Below are 16,198 nucleotides of genomic sequence, written 5' to 3'. Positions count from 1 at the left end.
TGTGCCGGGGCCGGTGAGCCCTTGAACAAGTGGGAGGGCCTGCGGGGGTCTGAGGTCACGAACCGCTGGTGGGATGGTGGACCGCGAGTCCTGTCATTAGGCCGCGGCGTGATCGCAGCCGGCGAAAGCGCAACCGTGATGACCTGGGGTGATGCCTATGGCGGTGTTCTGCGGGATCGACTGGTCCGAGCAGCACCACGACGTGGCGATCGTCGATGGCGACGGCAGGCTGGTGGCCCGGCGGCGCATCGGCGATGACGCGGCCGGGTTTGGGCACCTGCTGGAGATGCTCGCCCAGGCCGGTGACGGCCCAGACGCCCGTATCCCGGTGGCGATCGAGACCTCACGGGGGTTGTTGGTGTCCTGCCTGCGGGCCAGTGGGCGGCCGGTGTTCGTCATCAACCCGATGGCGGTGGCCCGCTACCGGGAACGGCACACGGTCTCACGCAAGAAGTCCGACCATGCCGACGCGATGGTACTGGCCAACATCTTGCGCACCGACATGGCCGCACACCGGCCGTTGCCGGCCGACTCCGAACTCGCCCAAGCGGTCGCCGTGCTGGCACGCGCCCAGCAGGACGCCGTGTGGGACCGCACCCAAGCGCACAACAAGCTGCGGTCGCTGCTGCGCGAGTACTACCCGGCCTTCCTGGCGGCGTTCCGTGACGCCCGAGGCGGCATCATGCGACCCGAAGCACGCGCGATTTTGGCGGCCGCGCCGACACCGGCCGACGCTGCGGCACTGTCGGTCGAGCAGATCGCCGACCTGCTGCGCCAGGCCGGCCGGCAACGCGGCGTGACCGCTCGGGCGGCCCACATCCACCAGGCGTTGACCAGCGAGCACCTGCGCCAGCCACCGCTGGCCCGTGCAGGCGATGGGCCGCCGGGCGGTGGCGCTGCTGCGGGCCCTCGACACCGCCTGCGTCAACGCCGACGAGCTCGCCGCAGCCGCCGAAGAGACTTTTGACCAGCACCCAGACGCCGAGATCATCACCAGCCTGCCCGGTCTCGGTCGACTCACCGACGCCCGGGTGCTCGCCGAGATCGGCGATGACCGCTCGCGGTTCACCGATGCCAGATCCCTCAAAGCCTACGCCGGGCGGCCCCGGTCACCCGCGCCTCGGGCAAGAGGGTGATCGTGATGCACCGGCGCGTCAAGAACCAGCGACTGGCCACCGCCGGCTACCAGTGGGCGTTTTCGGCCCTGACCGCCTCACCCGGTGCTCACGCCCACTACCAGCGACGACGCCAGGCCGGTGACAGCCACACCGCCGCACTGCGCAACACCTTCAACCGCCTGCTGGGCTGCCTGCACCACTGTCTGCACACCCGACAGCCCTACCAGGAGGCCGCCGCGTTCACACCCCGCCCCCTGGCAGCGGCTTGACACGCTAACCGCATGGGACGTCTTGTCGGCGGAGCAGGCGATCGCCCACCTGGTCAGGCTCTGGACGATGCCGTGGGTGCGGGCGGCGGTCAGGTCGTGGAAGCTGCCGGGCAGTGCCGGGGAGGCCCAGATCAGCCGGCCGTGCGGGTCGGTGAGGAACTGGATGTTGACGCCGTGCCGGTGATGTTTCCCCGAGTAGTACAGCCGGTCGTTTTGCTCCCGACAGCCGGTCGGTTCCGGCGAGGGTGCCGTCCAGGATCACGTACGCCATGCGTCGGGCGGTCCGCATCACCTGCCGCAGGTCGGGCGTCGCCTTAGCCGGCAGCGCGATCACCTCGGTGACGTGGCGGTGGGCGGTGGCCACCCCGATATCGAACGCGGCGACCAGGGCGGGGAAGGTCCCATTACGGCGCAGATGGACCAGCTGCCGGCAGCGCCTGGCGGCCGGGCGGCAGCGCCCGCCACCGCGAGCCGATCGGGCGGCGGTGGCCGCGGATGAGGTCAGCCACGAAGGTGCAGGTCTGGGGCGACAGATCGAGGGCGGCACGGTAGAACAACACCCCAAGCTCCTGGCGGGGCGGTCGTTTTGGTCGACTCCGCATCTACCAGGAGCTTCACTGCTTCATGATCGGGTTGCCCGTCCTGCAACCACCCTGTGACCAGCACGATCAGGATGGAAACAGCTCAATGAGCCGCATTCGGTGCAGCCAACCCAGAGAGTCCGCAGGTCACAGCTGATGACACTATGTGGCAATCCATGGTGACAGCATCTGACAAAACCGCAGGTCGACCGGAAACTGTCCCAGAGCCTCCCAGTATCGAGAGCAGGCCAGCGTCCATAGGATGTGGTGCGGCTCCTCGGAGCGGCCTTGTGGCTTTGGGCGCCCGTGCTATGACGCCGGTTGGTCGCGGGTGAGTTCGGCGGCGAGGGCGCGGCGGTCGCTGTCGCCTTTGGCGGTGCGGGGAAAGCGGTCGAGGAAGTGGATCCTCTTGGGGATCTCGAAGTCCGAGAGCCGGGCCCGGCAGTGCTGTTGCAGGTCGGCCTGGGTGGTGTGGCCTCGGGGCCGGAGAATGACGGCGGCATTGATCTCCTCGCCATACTTGGCGTCGGGTACCGCGAACGCCAGCGCGTCCTGAACGGCGGGGTGGGCGAGCAGCACCGCCTCGACGGTGTGCGGAGCGATCTTCTCGCCGCCGCGGTTGATCAGGTCTTTCGTGCGTCCGCTGAGGAACAGGTAACCGTCGCTGTCCAGATGTCCGAGGTCGCCGGTGCGGAACCACCCGTCGGTGAAGGCCGCGGCAGTGGCTTGGGGATCGTTGAGGTAGCCGCCGGTGAGCGCGGGTCCGCGTACGTGCACCTCGCCGGTCTCGCCGACGGCGGCCGGGGTGCCGTGGGCGGTGGTGACGCGAAGCTCCAGACCGGTGGGGTGTCCTACGGAGGCGTCCTTGCAGGCGCCGTCAGGCGGAAGCGGATTGGATGTGGCCTGGTGCGCGGTCTCGGTCATGCCGTAGGCGGGGATCACCGGCGCGCCGAATCGTTCCCGCGTCCTGTGCAGCACGGCGGGTGCGAGCGGCGCGCTGCAGCTGCGGATGAACCGCAGCGGGGGAGGGGCGTCGGCCGGGTAGTCGGTGTCGGCGCGGGCCAGCAGGATCTGGTGGACGGTGGGCACGGCGGTGTACCAGGTCGCCTTCGCGTCGGCGGTCTCGTCCCAGAACAGGTGCGCGGAGAAGCGCCCGCCGGCTGGGAGGTGGGCGGCGCCGCGACTGGCGAGGGTGGCGAGCAGGCCGGCGATGAGGCCGTGGCCGTGGAACAGCGGCATGATCACCAGGGTCGCGTCGTCGGGTCCCAGATGGTAGGCCGACAGGATGCCGGCGACGGAGGCAGCCAGATTGGCGTGGGTGAGCGGCACGATTTTGGGTGTGCCGGTGCTTCCCGTGGTGAACAGCAGCACGGCCGGGGCGTCGGCATCGCCGGGGCCGCCGCCCGGCGTCGCCCGCGCGGGCGACGGCGCGGTCCGGTCGACGCCATGACCGTGGCGGACGTCGGTGACGGCCACCTCGGCGCGCGCGGCGTCGATGTCGATCACCCATGCCGGGCGGGCGTCCGCGTCGGCGGGATAGCTCTCGCGCAGGTGATGCGCGAGCAGGACGGCCTTGGCGTCGACCGCGGCCAGGCGCGTGTGCACCTCGACGCCCGTCAGTTCCGGATCTATCGGGACGGCCACCGCCCCGGTCGTCCAGGCGGCAAGGAGCGCGAGGACGAACTCCGGGCGGTTGTCGCAGTAGATGCCGATCGGGTCTGCCCGGTTGATCCCGGCCTCCGTGAGCCGGGACGCCAGCGCTCGCACCAGCCGGCCCAGCTCCCGGTAGGACAGCCGCATGCCGCCGCCGGCCACCCCGAGGGCGATCCGGTCGGGCGCGCGGCGGATGCTGTCCTCGATCAGCCCGGCCATGCCGGGCCGGGCCGTGGCGGCGGTGCCGCCGGCCGCCCGGCTAGCCATCGCCGGGCGCGGGGGCGAACTCGGCGCGCAGCGCGGCACCGTGGTCGTCCAGCTCCGGCGACGGGATCATGGTACCCATCGAGTTGTACGCGCCGAACTTGATCGGGTTGCCGGGCACCTGGTAGCCGCCGACCTCCTTGACCATGCCGCGTACCTTGATGTGTTCGAGGCCGCGCGTGTCGTCGACGTTGAGGACCAGGCTGACCGGCACGCCCGCGTCCTCCAGCCGCTCGTGCCAGGCGGCGGCCTTGTCGGTCCGCAACACCTCCTCCATGGCGTGCTTGAGCTCGGCCTGGTTGTTCGTCCGGTCGACGTTGGTGGCGAAGCGGGAGTCCTCGGCCAGCTCCGGTCTGCCCAGAGTGTCCACCAGGACGCCGAAGAGACGATCGTTGCCGACGCAGATCGCCAGGAGCCGGTCGGCGCAGCCGAACGTGTCGAACGGCGCCATGGAAGGGTGGCGGTTTCCGATGCGGTGCGGGCGCTGATGGATGCCGAGGGCGTCCATGAGGCCCTGTTCCATCGTGGAGAACGTGGCGTCGAGCATGGCGACGTCGACGGTGGTCCCCTTGCCGGTGCGTTCCCTGGCCGTCAGGGCGGTGACGATGCCGCAGTAGCCGAAGACACCGCCCAGGATGTCGGAGATGGAGGTGCCGACCCGGGTGGGGCCGCCGTCGGGCTCGCCGGTGGCGTCCATGATCCCGGAAATGGCCTGGATGACCGTGTCGTAGGCCGCCTGCATGTGCAGCGGCCCGTACTGGCCGAAGCCCGAGATTGAGCACACGATCAGCCGTGGATGCTCCCTGACCAGCTCGGCCGGGTCGAGACCGAGCCTGGCCATCACGCCGGGACGGAAGTTCTCCACGACGACGTCCGCCTTGGCGATCATCGCCTTGGCCACGGCAAGGTCGCCGGGCTCCTTCAGATCGAGCGCGATGCTCTCCTTGCCCAGGTTGGCGAACCGGTAGTACTCCGAGCTGCCGTCGGCGGTGAACGGGCCCATCGCGCGGGTGTCGTCGCCGGTTCCGGGGCGCTCGATCTTGATGATCCGCGCCCCGGCGTCGGCGAGCATCCGGGTGCATGTCGGCCCCGCCAGGACGCGGGTGAAGTCCACGACCGTGATGTGCTCCAGTGCGTGCGGCTTGCTGGGGTTCAGGTGCTGGGCCGGGGTGGCGGCGCCATGCGCGGTGATCTTCGTGGTCACTGGGACGGCTCCCTTGGCTCGGTGGTGCGGTCAGTGCGCCGGCTGCAGCGAGCTGGTGACGTTCATGCTGCTCAGGTGGCCGCTTTCGGTGCCGGCGGTCGGGTCGATGACGGCGTTGATGAGGGTCGGCCCGTCGGAGCGCAGCGCCGCGCGCAGCGCGTGGTCGAGTTCGTCCGGAGTGTCGACCTGGTAGCCGGTGCCGCCGAACGCGGCGATGAGCTTGTCGTAGCGGCTGGAGTGCAGCAGGACGGTGGGGGCGGGGTCCGCCGAGTTCGCGTTCACCTCGTCGCCCTTGTAGATGCCGCCGTTGTTGAAGATGACCGTGACGACCGGCAGCCGATAGCGGCAGATGGTCTCGATCTCCATGCCGCTGAACCCGAATGCGCTGTCGCCCTCCACCGCCACGACCGGCTTGCCCGATTCGACCGCCGCGGCGATGGCGTAGCCCATGCCGACGCCCATGACGCCCCAGGTGCCGGAGTCGAGCCGGTGCCGCGGCAGGTACATCGGCAGGATGTCGCGACCGAAGTCGAGCGTGTTGGCGCCCTCGTTGACGAGGTAGACGTCACGGTGACCGTCCAGCACGTCGCGGATCGCGCCCAGCGCGGTGGAGAAGTTCATCCGGGCGCCGTCGCCGGCGAGCCTGCCGTGCATCTTCGCCACGTTCTGCGCGGTGCGGGCCCTGATCGCCTTCCACCAGTCGTCCGGCACGGTGACCTGGTCGGGCCGCAGGGCGTCGGTGAACGCGGCCATCGCCGAGGCGATGTCACCGACCACCGGGGCGTCGATCGGCCGGTTGCTGTCGATCTCCACCGGGTCGGCGTCGACCTGGATGAACCTGGCCGTCGCCGACCAGCGCGGCGGCTGCCCGTGTGCGAGCAGCCAGTTCAGCCGGGCGCCGACGAGCATCACCACGTCGGCGTGCCCGAGCACCAGGGACCGGGCCGCGGCCGCCGACTGGGGATGGTCGTCGGGCAGCAGTCCCTTGGCCATCGACATCGGCAGGTACGGGATGCCGGTGGTCTCCACGAACGACCGGATCGCCTCGTCGGCCCGGGCGTAGGCGGCCCCCTTGCCGAGGACGATGAGCGGACGCTCGGCGTGCGCCAGCAGATCCAGGGCCCTGGCGACGGACTCGGGCGCGGGGATCTGCGCGGGCGCCGGGTCGACCACCCGGACCAGCGAGGCCCGGCCCGCCTCGGCGGCGATCGTGGCCCCGAGCACCGCCGCCGGCAGGTCCAGATACACCCCGCCCGGCCGCCCGGACACCGCGGCACGGATGGCACGGGCGACGCCGAGGCCGATGTCCTGGGGCCGGTCCACGCGGAACGCGGCCTTCGCGAAGGGCCTGGCTGCGTTGAACTGGTCGAGCTCCTCATAGTCGCCCTGCTGCAGGTCGACGATATGGCGCTCGCTGGACCCGCTGATCTGGATCATCGGAAAGCAGTTGGTGGTGGCGTTGGCCAGCGCCACCAGCCCGTTGAGGAAGCCGGGCGCCGACACCGTCAGGCAGATCCCTGGCCGTCCGGTCAGGAATCCGGCCGCGGCCGCGGCGTGCCCGGCGGCCTGCTCGTTGCGGAACCCGATGTACCGGATGCCCTTGGCCTGCGCGATGCGCGCGAGGTCGGTGACCGGGATGCCGACCACCCCGTACATGTTCTCGACCCCGTTGGCCCGCAACGCTTCGATCGTCAACGTGAAACCGTCGGTGATCTCCCCGTTGGGATGCGCGACGGTGTCGGCGACGTTCGATGCCATGGCTAGCCCCTTCTGATTGCTTCGCTTTCCGGAGGCTCCGCTCTCCGGCCCCGCACCCGACGGACTGGGCCGCCCCCGAGGCCGCTGTCGCCCGCGAGCCGGTACGCGGCCAGGCCGCGCCGCCCGAAACCGCGAGCACCGCATGGTCTCCCGGCGCGCAACGCCTGTGGACCTCACCGGAGAGGTCGACTTCGACCTGTCCGTCATGTCAGATACACGTGTCAGGGCTTACTGCCCCGTCGGAGCCCGCATTATGCGCGCCGCCTTCGTGACTTACCACCGATCCCAAGGCTCACGTGTGCGGCGCACCGAGCTTCCGCGCACACCCCCAGGCCCGTTCCGGGCGTGGGCACCCGCCTGCGGCCCTCCGCCGACAAGGCGTACTCCCGCGTGCTGGCGAACGCGCCGCCGCCCGCCTCAAGCAACGCTGGCGCACCACGCGGCACATCACTCTCAGCCCAGCCGCATCGGTGCCATCGCCCGAGCAGCCCTGGTCCTCGGCAACGCCTGGCGATGACTATTTCGCTGAGACAGGACAACCGGGAAGGAGAACATCCTGCTCCCATCGCCGAGACCGCCTTGGCCGCCCCGACGAGCAGGTCCGCGACGTGGTGTTCCCTGCGGTGGCTAGGGGCGAGCAGGCGTTGTGGGAGTTGGTGCACGAGTTCCGGACCAAAGCCGCAAGGCGGTCTCGTGGCCGGCCGCGAACGTGTGTGACAAGGGGCGGCAGACCGACCGGGTTCGAGCGGCACCACCAGCAGCCCGTCGTCGGCGAGTTGCTCGGTCCATGCTGGGGGGATGTCCCAGCTGCCGACGGTGACCAGGATCCGGTCGTACGGCGCCCCGTCTGGCATGCCGGCCTCGGCGTCGGCGAGCACCACTTCCACACGGGAGGAGTATCCGGCCGCGTCCAGCAGGCGGCTGGCCCGGTCGGTCACCCACTCGTCGATGTCCACGGTCGTTACCCGGCCGTCGGGGCCGACGAGCTCGGCGATCAGCGCCGCGTTGTAGCCGCCGGACCCGATCTCCAGAACGTTCATGCCCGGCTCGATCCGGGCCTCGGTGAGCATGTAGGACTGGACGTGCATGTCCGACACCGAGCTGAGTGCGTTGCCGTGCTCGTCGCGCTTGGTCACGACCGCCCGGTAGGGGGCCCATGCGGTCGCGAGGTCGGCCTCGGGGATGAACGTGTGCCGCGGCACCGCGCGGAACGCGGCCTCGACCTCCTGGGAGGCGAGCGTGCCCGCGGAGCGCAGTTCCGCGATGGCGGCCTCGCGCAGTTCATCGACGCCGGTGTGGTCGGTGGTCATATCAGTCACGGAAAGAGTCCTCGCCGTTGGTGAGCAGTGACGGTGCCCGCTGCACGTCCCGTCTGCGGGCGGCGGGAGATGCGCGGGCGGCCTCTGCTGCCCGTGGGCTCCGCGGGCGGGCGTGGGCCAGCCTTCCACGGGAACCGGCCTCCGCCGGGACGACGCGGCGGCGGCCGTCCACGTCTGCGAGCGGCTTGCCGGACAGTCGTTGATCGGTGCCACCGTGGGGGTTCACGTGGATAGGAGTACGCCCGCCCGCGGCGGGGTGGCCAGAAAGTTCACAGACATTCACACCCGCCGTGCGGGTTTCTTGACCGGCGTGCTTGGTGCCGGTCAAGGTCGGACCACTGCCTTGTGCAGACGACGGCTGGTCTCGGTGGAGGAGCACGCGATGACGGACATCCCCGGCCCGCAGGAACGCTCAGAGGGTCAAGCCCAGCCCGATCCGGCCGCGGGCCTGGAGTTCGTCGGCATCGACGAGGACTCGCCCGCCAACAAATGCCCCGTGGTCCTGGCCGTCCCGGGGACCGGGGATCTGCTCCAGGTGGGCCGGAAAGTGACCGACCCCGACGCGCTCGCGCTGATCGGCGAGCACACCGACATCGCCGACGACGAGGCCGTGATCTGGACGCCCGCCAGTCTCAAACCCGCCCTCCTTGCGGCCCTCACCGGCACCTACACTCCGGGCCAGACCGGGCCGGGAGAGCCGTCCTTTGAGGACCTCCTGGCCGCCACCGTCCGGTCCGTGGTGCACCTGGAGGCCCGCGACACCTACGACCCCACCGATCCGGCCTTCCTGAAGTGGAAGCAGGACGGCGACACCTCCTACGACTGGGACGCCTGGATCGCCCTCGTCGGCGCCGCGGTCGACCGCGGGGTGCGGTTCCGATGGCTGAGGATCGTGTCCGAGCCGGTCAGCGACTACATCCGCTGGGAACACGCCATCAGCTACGGCAACGTCAAGGGCGGCGTCCGCGATCCAGACCGGGCAGCCGACGCGGGGCGAGGTCTGTCCAGTTACGCCGGATCACTGGACAGACCTCGACCTGGTGAACGCGCCGCCGCCGATCCGACCGCCTTGTGCGGGCCGTCACCTCTGCAACGCACTTGGAGGCGGCGGCCCGCAACGGGCATAGACCGCTTACGTCCCTGAAGACGGGAAGGGAAGCGGCAGGTAGTTCACCGGTGCCTGATGGACGCCGCCCATCAGCAGTTTGGTGGCCCGATCGTGCCGGGGCCTGGAGTCCTGTGGACTTCGGGTGCTCCAGCAGGCTGACAATCAGAGCAGCCAGGGTGCGAGCAGTGCGGGAACCGACGTCCGCCCGTTCGGTGGGCGGTGACCGTCAGCGGTCGTTCCTGGGGAGGCCGGCGATGTACGGGGTGTCCGTGCCGATGGGGCCGATGGTGGCGGCTCCGCCGGGAGAGCCGAGGGGAGTGGAGCGACCGGGGAGCGGCTCGGAGAAGAAGCGGGTGTTGTCGTCGATGGCCCAGGTCAGCTCGTCGGGGACGTCGTCGACGATGTAGATGGCGGTGACCGGGCATTCGGGCTCACAGGCTCCGCAGTCGACGCACTCGTCGGGGTGGATGTAGAGCTTGCGGTCGCCCTCGTATATGCAGTCCACGGGACAGACCGTGATGCAGGTCTTGTCCTTGACGTCCACGCAGGCGTCGCCGATCAGGAAGGGCACGGCCTGCTCCTTTCTCGTTCTCGTGCCGTGGCCGGACGCCGAGCCGGGTCGGCGCCGGCTGCGGCGCCGACCCGGCGGGCCCTGGGTCCGGTGCTCACCAGGAGACGGGGAGGTCGATCATGCCTCCGGTGAGGACTCCTTGCTGGTAGACCGGCTCGCTGGCCAGCTTCAGACCGGGCAGCCGGCGGAAGAGCGTGCCGATGGCCACCTGGAGCTCCATTCGGGCCAGGGGTGCGCCCAGGCAGTGGTGGAGCCCGTGGCTGAGGGTCAGGTGGGGATTGCGGGACCGCGTGACGTCGAACACGTCCGCATCGGCGAAGACGTTGTCGTCGTGGTTGGCGGTGGTCGGGTCCACGGCAACCGCCTCCCCGGCCCTGATCAGGACCCCGGAGATCTCGACGTCCTCGGTGGCGACGAAGGGGACCAGACCGGCAGATCCGGAGATGCCGCCGCCGATGGCGAACCTGACGTGCCGCAGGATCTCCTCGACCGCGGTCGGTATGACCCCGTCGATGTCGGCCATGAGGGCGGCGCGCTGCTCGGGGCTGGACAGCAGCGCCAGCACGCCCAGTTCGATGAAGTTGGCGGTGTTGTCGAATCCGCCCACCACCAGCAGCATCGCGATCTCGGTGATCTCGGCGTCGGTGAGCCGGTCGTCGGCGTCGCGGGCGGCGGCCAAGGCGCTGAGCAGGTCGTCCTGAGGGTCGGCGCGCTTGTCGGCCATGAGCCCGTTGAGGTAGACGTACAGCGAGGTCATCGACTCGCCGATCTCTTCGGGGGTCATGCCCGAGGTCGCCAGCAGCGCGTGGCTCCACTGGACGAAGTTGGCCCGGCCCTCCTCGGGCACGCCGAGCATGTCGCCGATGACGCGGATGGGCAGTTGCAGGGCGTAGGCGTCGACCAGGTTGCCGGGGCTGCCGGCCGCGACCATCGCGTCGATCAGCTCGTCGGCGATGGCCTGGGTCTTGCCGCGCAGCGTCTCGACGCGCCGCATGGTGAACGCCTTGGCGACCAGCCGCCGGAACCGGGTGTGGTCCGGCGGGTCCATGAACTGCAGGGTCTTGGTCAGGAACTCCGGGAACTCGACGTCATAGGGGACGGGCCTGCCGGCGGTGAACGGCTGTCGCACGAAGCGGCGATCCTCCAGCATCGCCCGGCAGGCGTCGTGCCGGTGGATCAGCCAGCATTCGCCGCCGAAGGGAAAGGAGACCTTGGTCATCGGGCGGTCGTTGCGCAGTGCCCGCATGATCTCCAGGGCCTCGGCCGGGGGGACGGGGCCGAAGGGATATTCGGGTTTGGCGACGGTCATGGTCGTGCTCCTGCGGTGTCGGGGTGGCTGTGGTCGGCGGTCAGGACGGCTCGACGAGGCCGCCGGACTCGTCGCGGACGGTGATGGCCGAGTGCGGGCACAGCTCGACGGCCTCCAGGACGTCGTCGGAGGGGGCGACCGGGTTGGCGACCGGCCTGGACTTTCCCTGGTCGAGGACGAAGTGGTCGCCGGCGACGTTCACGCACATCTGGTTGCCGATGCAGCGGCGGCGATCGACCTCGATGGTCCACCGGGCTCGGCCCATCACCGGTCTCCGGCCTGGTCGGCGATCATGAGTTCGGCGACTTGCGCCTCGGTGATGTCGCAGATCTCCTCGATCCGGGCGGCGACCGTCTCGGGGGTGAGGCCGGGGCCGTGGATCCCGCGGGTGGTCATCATGACCTGCCGGGAGACCGCGCCTCCGGCCGCGTTGAGCACCTCGCCGGTGATCGAGCAGGCCGGGTGGGCGAGATAGGCGACGACGGGCGCGACCATCTCCGGCGGCATGTGCTCCTTCATGTATTCGGCGGTGCCGGGCGGCAGCGCGGCGGCGGCCAGGTCCATCATGCGGGTGCCGGCGCCGGGGGCCACGGCGTTGACCTTGATGCCGTGCGTGGCTCCGGCGACGGCCAGGTTGCGGGTGAGGCCGTAGACGGCTCCCTTGGCGGATCCGTAGTGCACCATGTCGGGAACGCCCGCCATCGCGGCGGAGACGGTGTTGACGATCCGTCCCTCCCCGGCCTTGACCAGGTGCGGCCAGGCGGCGCGGGCCATCAGCAGGCTCCCCTTGTAGTGGACGTCGAGGAACGCCTGCACGGTGTCGAGGGTCAGTTCCTCGAAGGACGCCAGCCGGTAGTTGCCGGCGTTGTTGACCACCGCGTCGATCCGGCCGAACGTCTCCAGCGCGGTGGCGACGATCGACTGCGCGCCCTCCTCGGACGCCACGGACTCGGCGTTCGTCACCGCCGAGCCGCCCGCGGCGCTGATCTCATCGACGACCAGCGCGGCGGGCCCGGGCGACGGGTCGGCGCCGTCGGTGTCCCCGCCGAGGTCGTTGACGACGACGTTGGCGCCCCGGGACGCCAGCAGCCGGGCGTAGGCGCGGCCGAGGCCGCGGCCCGCTCCGGTCACGATCACCGTCTTCCCGGTGAAGTCCAGGTCGGACATGGTCACTCCTTCGAAGTCTGCTGTGGTCGAGCGGCGGTACCAGACGCGTGGTGATCCCCGCGGTGTTCGGTCCGCTCCGGCGGAGGGCCCTGGTCTCGTCAGGGGCGGGTCGTTCCGCCGGAGACCTCCACCTGGGCCGCCCAGATCGATCCCTGGGCCCCTTTGCGGGAGGCCTCCCAGTCGAAGACCTCGAAACCGCAGCACAGGTAGAGGGTCTTGCGGTCCGGTCCGCCCAGGCCGCAGGCGGTGCTGGACCCGGCCTCGGCCGCCGGGACGGTGACCTGCTCGGTGACCTCGCCGCCCTCGACGATCCGCAGGGCGCGGAACGCGGGGGGCTGGGCGACCCAGACGGCGCCGTCGGCGTCCAGGCACAGCCCGTCGGGCAGCTCGTCGAGCTCGGCGAAGGTCCGGCGGCCGGACAGGGAGCCGTCCGCATTCAGGTCGAAGGCGGTGATCTTGTTGGCGAACGCCTCGGCCGTGACGAGCGTGGAGCCGTCGGCGCTGATCGCGATGCCGTTGGCGCCCATCAGCTCGCCGCCCTCGGTGGCGATGCGCGGTGAGCCGTCGGGCTCCACGATGATGATCGGTGAGGGGGCGGGGGTCTCCTGGGCCCACAGGTTGAAGCCGAGCTGGGTGACGTACGCGCGCCCGGCGGCGTCCACCACCATGTCGTTGATCGGGCCGACGGCCAGCTCGCGCAGGTCGGCGTAGACGGAGACCTCACCGCCGTCGACGACCAGGACGACCTTCTCGAACATCGAGTTGACCAGCAGCCGCCCGTCGGGCAGGAAGCCGGTTCCGACCGTGACGATGTCCGCACCGTCCAGGCCCGTGCGCTCGGACAGGTCCACGAGGGTCTCGAGGGTGCCGCCCTCCGGCGGGAGGGACAGGATCCGGCGGTTGTACATGTCGCTGAAGACCAAACGGCCCTCGTGCCAGCGGGGGCACTCGGTCCAGCTGAAACCGGTGGCGATGCGCTCCGCGGTCGCCTCGAACATGGCGTGCCTCGTTTCGGGGTGGTGCGTGAGGTCGACGGGCCGGGCGCCGAGGGCGTCCAGGCCGGTGGCCGCCGATCTGTGCGGCGTCCGCCGCACAGATCGATGACGGAGGAAAAAGTTTCCTTTGGAAACTATATTGGTGAATGTAGTGCAAGTCACCTACCGGGGGAAGGGGGCGCTGCGAAGATCATCGGAGGTGGCCGCGCCACGTCGGGCGTCGGGAGGCGACCGACGGGACGGCGCCGCCGCAGCACCCCTCCGAACAGAGCACCGGACGGATACGCCAGGGCTCGCGGATATAGTTTCGGCCGGAAACGACCTGCCGCTGACGCAGGCGACGGCTCGTCAGGGAGAGAAGGTCCGGCAACCGGATGACGGAGCAGGCTGGCGGGACGCACTCCCGCGGTGACGAGGACCTCCGGCTCGTCCTGGACTCGTTCGGGCTGATCCTGGGCCGGTGGACGGCCGTCGGCATGCAGGACCTGATCCTCGCCCGGGCGCGGGTCGACGTGGACCCGGCCATGATGACGATCCTGCTCGAACTCGACCGGGTCGGCGGCACGGCCAGGCCGTCCCACCTCGCTCAGCACGCGCACACCAGCAAGTCGAACGTCAGCAAGGTCCTCGCCCGCCTGCTCGCGGACGGGCTGGTGGATCGCGTCACCGAACCCGACGACCTGCGGGCGATCTCGATCACGCTGACCCCCGCCGGACGGTGGGCCGCCGACAGGATCAACGAGACCAGCGTGGCCATGCTCACCGAGATGATGGGGAACTGGCCGCAGAACGAGATCCACCAGTTCGCCGGCCTGCTGAACCGGTTCGCCCAGTCGCTGCGGAGCAGTTTCCTGCTGAACGACCCCGGCTGACGGACCGTGGGGCGTCCGGTCGCGGCGGTCCATTTCAGAGCACTCGATCACGGCTGTCCGGTTTCGGTGAAGTAGTAGTCCTCGGGCCTGGGCGCGCGGAGCATCGTCCAGTAGTCCACGAGCCGCCAGGGGCAGCTGACCCATGCCCGGCCGGACGCGTTGCGGTAGTAGCCCGTCGCGGTGCCGCCGTGTTTCCAGACGGTCTTGTCCAGGGCCTCGTCGACGCGCCGGTTGTACTCCTCCACCACTTCACGCTTGGGCTCCATGGCGGACCAGGAGTTCTCCACCAGGTACTGCAGGCACTCGATGACGTAGTGCACGTGCCCCTCACTGACCAGGTTGTGGCCGCCGCCGTGGTTGGGGGCCGAGTTGGGGCCCGCCGTGACGAAGAAGTTGGGGAACCCGGGGACCATGATCCCCAGGTGGGCGCGCGGATCCTGGCCGGCCCACTCGTTGGCCAGCTTCCGCCCGTCGCGACCGACGACGTCCATGAACGACAGGAACTCCAGCTTGAAGCCGGTCGCGAAGACGATGACGTCGGCCTTGAGGAACTCGCCCTCGGTCGTCACCACGCCGTCGGGCTCGATCCGCCGGAACGACGCCCGGTGCACGGAGACGTTCTCGCGGCCGAGAGCGGCGAGGAACCCCGGGTCCTTGACGATGCGCTTGGCGTACGGCGGGAAGTCCGGGGTCAGGGCCGCCCGAAGGTCCGGACGGTCGGGGAACGTCCGCTCCAGGTGATTCAGGCAGACGCGCATGACCACGTCGTTGGCCGGCGAGACGGACAGATGGGCCGCACTCCACTCGGGATCGATGCGCGGCCTGTCCCATCCCTTGTCGCCCGCGTACCAGTACGTCTTCACGCGGAACCACTGCTGGTAGTAGGGAATGCGGGCCATGGCCCAGCGGACCGCCTCGGGAACGGCCGCCTCGACCATGGGCTCGGGCACGATCCAGTGCGGCTGGCGGAAGACGACGTGCAGTGCCTCGACCTGGTCCACCAACTCGGCGGCGACCTGGACTGCGGTGCATCCGGTGCCCAGGAGGGCGACCCGCCTGCCGGTCAGGTCGGCCTTCGGGTCCCATTCGGCGGTGTGCATCACCGTGCCGGTGAAGGCGTCCATGCCGTCGATGTCGGGGATCGAGGCGGCGTTGAGGATGCCGGTCGCCGTGATGACGGCGTTCGCCTCATGTACCTGGGCGGATCCGTCGGCGGCCCGGACCATCACCTTCCACCGCCGGGTCTCCTCGGTCCACTCGCAGCGCAGCACCTTCGTCGAGAGCGCGATGCGCGACCGGAGTCCGTATTTGTCCACCACGTGACGCATGTAGTCCAGGTATTCGGGGCCGGTCGGGTAGTACCTGGACCAGTTCGGGTTGAGCTCGAAGGAGTACGAGTAGAAGTGACTGGGGGTGTCGACGGCCGCGCCCGGATAGACGTTGCGCGACCAGGTGCCCCCGATGTCGTCGCGTTCCTCGAAGATCTGGTAGTCGAAGTCGGCCTCCGCCAGCTTGATGCCGGCGTTCAGCCCGACCATGCCGGCGCCGATGACGATGACCTTGAAACCGGGCGGCGGGACCTTGGTGACGGGCACGTGACGTCGGGCCGGTTCGAAGCCGCCCATCTCCCGCAGGTGGGCCGTGAACTCCTCCCCGACGGCGTCGTCCACGCACACCTCGGCCATCCGCCGGAACAGAGCGTCGCTGGGAACGGTCAGCTTCGGGACCATCCCGCCTTCGAACAACGCGAACGCCCGCGCCCGGACCTCCGCCGCGACCGCCTCCGGGTACCGCCCGGGAACGGGCGGCACGGCGCCGCGTTCAGCGTCGAGCCTGGCGCGGAACTCCGCCACCAGCGACGTGTCACCGGTCATGTGGACCATCGCCATGAGCAGCGGACCGGGTTCGGCTGCGTGTACCGCGGCCCGCAGTTCGTCGCGGTCGACCTCGGTCACCGGCAGCACGACGTGGGTGGGGTCGGTCGGGGAGATCACGGTCATGGGACACCGG

The 16,198-nt window shown here is 70.1% G+C and carries 12 protein-coding genes and 2 pseudogenes; 3 read left to right on the top strand and 11 right to left on the bottom strand.

Annotation, left to right across the window (positions count from 1 at the left end; all coding sequences use genetic code 11):
* Positions 1-157 precede the first annotated feature (157 nt).
* A pseudogene (locus C4U03_RS37260) lies at positions 158-1,387 on the top strand (IS110 family RNA-guided transposase).
* 63 nt (positions 1,388-1,450) lie between these two features.
* On the opposite strand, the pseudogene C4U03_RS43105 reads toward C4U03_RS37260, so the two are convergent.
* From C4U03_RS43105 to C4U03_RS37235, 5 genes and pseudogenes are all read right to left on the bottom strand, one after another.
* Positions 1,451-1,591, bottom strand: a pseudogene (locus tag C4U03_RS43105) (transposase family protein); the annotation flags it as partial.
* A gap of 686 nt (positions 1,592-2,277) precedes the next feature.
* Positions 2,278-3,888 (bottom strand): AMP-binding protein, encoded by a 1,611-nt coding sequence (locus C4U03_RS37250; RefSeq protein ID WP_146087668.1) that lies wholly within the window; start codon positions 3,886-3,888, stop codon positions 2,278-2,280.
* Positions 3,881-5,089, bottom strand: coding sequence for a CaiB/BaiF CoA transferase family protein (locus C4U03_RS37245; protein ID WP_200827727.1), 1,209 nt, complete (start codon positions 5,087-5,089; stop codon positions 3,881-3,883). Before C4U03_RS37245 ends, C4U03_RS37250 begins: the two co-directional genes overlap by 8 nt.
* Positions 5,090-5,119: 30 nt before the next feature.
* Positions 5,120-6,847, bottom strand: coding sequence for an oxalyl-CoA decarboxylase (oxc, locus tag C4U03_RS37240; protein ID WP_103944509.1), 1,728 nt, complete (start codon positions 6,845-6,847; stop codon positions 5,120-5,122).
* A 251-nt stretch (positions 6,848-7,098) separates the two neighbouring features.
* Positions 7,099-8,157, bottom strand: coding sequence for a class I SAM-dependent methyltransferase (locus C4U03_RS37235; protein WP_103944508.1), 1,059 nt, complete (start codon positions 8,155-8,157; stop codon positions 7,099-7,101).
* Positions 8,158-8,548: 391 nt separating this feature from the next.
* Between C4U03_RS37235 and C4U03_RS37230 the strand changes: the two genes are divergently transcribed.
* On the top strand, positions 8,549-9,310 hold the full coding sequence (locus tag C4U03_RS37230) for a DUF6879 family protein (protein ID WP_103944507.1): 762 nt from the start codon (positions 8,549-8,551) through the stop codon (positions 9,308-9,310).
* Between the two features lie 190 nt (positions 9,311-9,500).
* Here C4U03_RS37230 and fdxA read toward each other — a convergent pair whose 3' ends face one another.
* The 5 genes from fdxA to C4U03_RS37205 all read right to left on the bottom strand — a co-directional run bounded on the left by fdxA (position 9,501) and on the right by C4U03_RS37205 (position 13,319).
* Positions 9,501-9,845, bottom strand: coding sequence for a ferredoxin (fdxA, locus tag C4U03_RS37225; protein WP_103944506.1), 345 nt, complete (start codon positions 9,843-9,845; stop codon positions 9,501-9,503).
* 94 nt (positions 9,846-9,939) lie between these two features.
* The gene (locus tag C4U03_RS37220; protein WP_103944505.1) at positions 9,940-11,154 is read right to left on the bottom strand and encodes a cytochrome P450; all 1,215 of its coding nucleotides are present in this window, start codon (positions 11,152-11,154) and stop codon (positions 9,940-9,942) included.
* Positions 11,155-11,194: 40 nt separating this feature from the next.
* A complete protein-coding gene (locus C4U03_RS37215; RefSeq protein ID WP_103944504.1) occupies positions 11,195-11,419 on the bottom strand; it encodes a ferredoxin in 225 nt (74 codons plus the stop codon).
* Entirely contained in the window at positions 11,419-12,321 is a 903-nt protein-coding gene (locus C4U03_RS37210; RefSeq protein ID WP_103944503.1) for an SDR family NAD(P)-dependent oxidoreductase, read from the bottom strand. The genes C4U03_RS37215 and C4U03_RS37210 overlap by 1 nt, the downstream gene beginning before the upstream one ends.
* Before the next feature lie 98 nt (positions 12,322-12,419).
* Complete coding sequence (locus C4U03_RS37205) at positions 12,420-13,319, bottom strand: SMP-30/gluconolactonase/LRE family protein (protein ID WP_103944522.1); 900 nt, start codon at positions 13,317-13,319, stop codon at positions 12,420-12,422.
* A gap of 371 nt (positions 13,320-13,690) precedes the next feature.
* On the opposite strand from C4U03_RS37205, the gene C4U03_RS37200 reads away from it, so the two are divergent.
* The gene (locus C4U03_RS37200; protein ID WP_103944502.1) at positions 13,691-14,188 is read left to right on the top strand and encodes a MarR family winged helix-turn-helix transcriptional regulator; all 498 of its coding nucleotides are present in this window, start codon (positions 13,691-13,693) and stop codon (positions 14,186-14,188) included.
* A gap of 47 nt (positions 14,189-14,235) precedes the next feature.
* On the opposite strand, the gene C4U03_RS37195 is transcribed toward C4U03_RS37200, so the two are convergent.
* Positions 14,236-16,188 (bottom strand): flavin-containing monooxygenase, encoded by a 1,953-nt coding sequence (locus tag C4U03_RS37195; RefSeq protein ID WP_103944501.1) that lies wholly within the window; start codon positions 16,186-16,188, stop codon positions 14,236-14,238.
* Positions 16,189-16,198: the final 10 nt, after the last annotated feature.

The organism is Thermomonospora echinospora (assembly GCF_900108175.1).
Taxonomy (GTDB): domain Bacteria; phylum Actinomycetota; class Actinomycetes; order Streptosporangiales; family Streptosporangiaceae; genus Thermomonospora; species Thermomonospora echinospora.
The sequence above is the reverse complement of the archived record's forward strand: the minus strand, read 5'-3'. Positions and strand labels throughout refer to the sequence as shown.

Excerpts from the sequence above, each read along its gene's own strand:
- C4U03_RS37250 (WP_146087668.1), bottom strand. The coding sequence starts at position 3,888 with ATGGCTAGCCGGGCGGCCGGCGGCACCGCCGCCACGGCCCGGCCCGGC.
- oxc (WP_103944509.1), bottom strand. The coding sequence starts at position 6,847 with ATGGCATCGAACGTCGCCGACACCGTCGCGCATCCCAACGGGGAGATC.
- C4U03_RS37235 (WP_103944508.1), bottom strand. The coding sequence starts at position 8,157 with ATGACCACCGACCACACCGGCGTCGATGAACTGCGCGAGGCCGCCATC.
- C4U03_RS37230 (WP_103944507.1), top strand. The coding sequence starts at position 8,549 with ATGACGGACATCCCCGGCCCGCAGGAACGCTCAGAGGGTCAAGCCCAG.
- C4U03_RS37220 (WP_103944505.1), bottom strand. The coding sequence starts at position 11,154 with ATGACCGTCGCCAAACCCGAATATCCCTTCGGCCCCGTCCCCCCGGCC.
- C4U03_RS37215 (WP_103944504.1), bottom strand. The coding sequence starts at position 11,419 with ATGGGCCGAGCCCGGTGGACCATCGAGGTCGATCGCCGCCGCTGCATC.
- C4U03_RS37210 (WP_103944503.1), bottom strand. The coding sequence starts at position 12,321 with ATGTCCGACCTGGACTTCACCGGGAAGACGGTGATCGTGACCGGAGCG.
- C4U03_RS37205 (WP_103944522.1), bottom strand. The coding sequence starts at position 13,319 with ATGTTCGAGGCGACCGCGGAGCGCATCGCCACCGGTTTCAGCTGGACC.
- C4U03_RS37200 (WP_103944502.1), top strand. The coding sequence starts at position 13,691 with ATGACGGAGCAGGCTGGCGGGACGCACTCCCGCGGTGACGAGGACCTC.
- C4U03_RS37195 (WP_103944501.1), bottom strand. The coding sequence starts at position 16,188 with ATGACCGTGATCTCCCCGACCGACCCCACCCACGTCGTGCTGCCGGTG.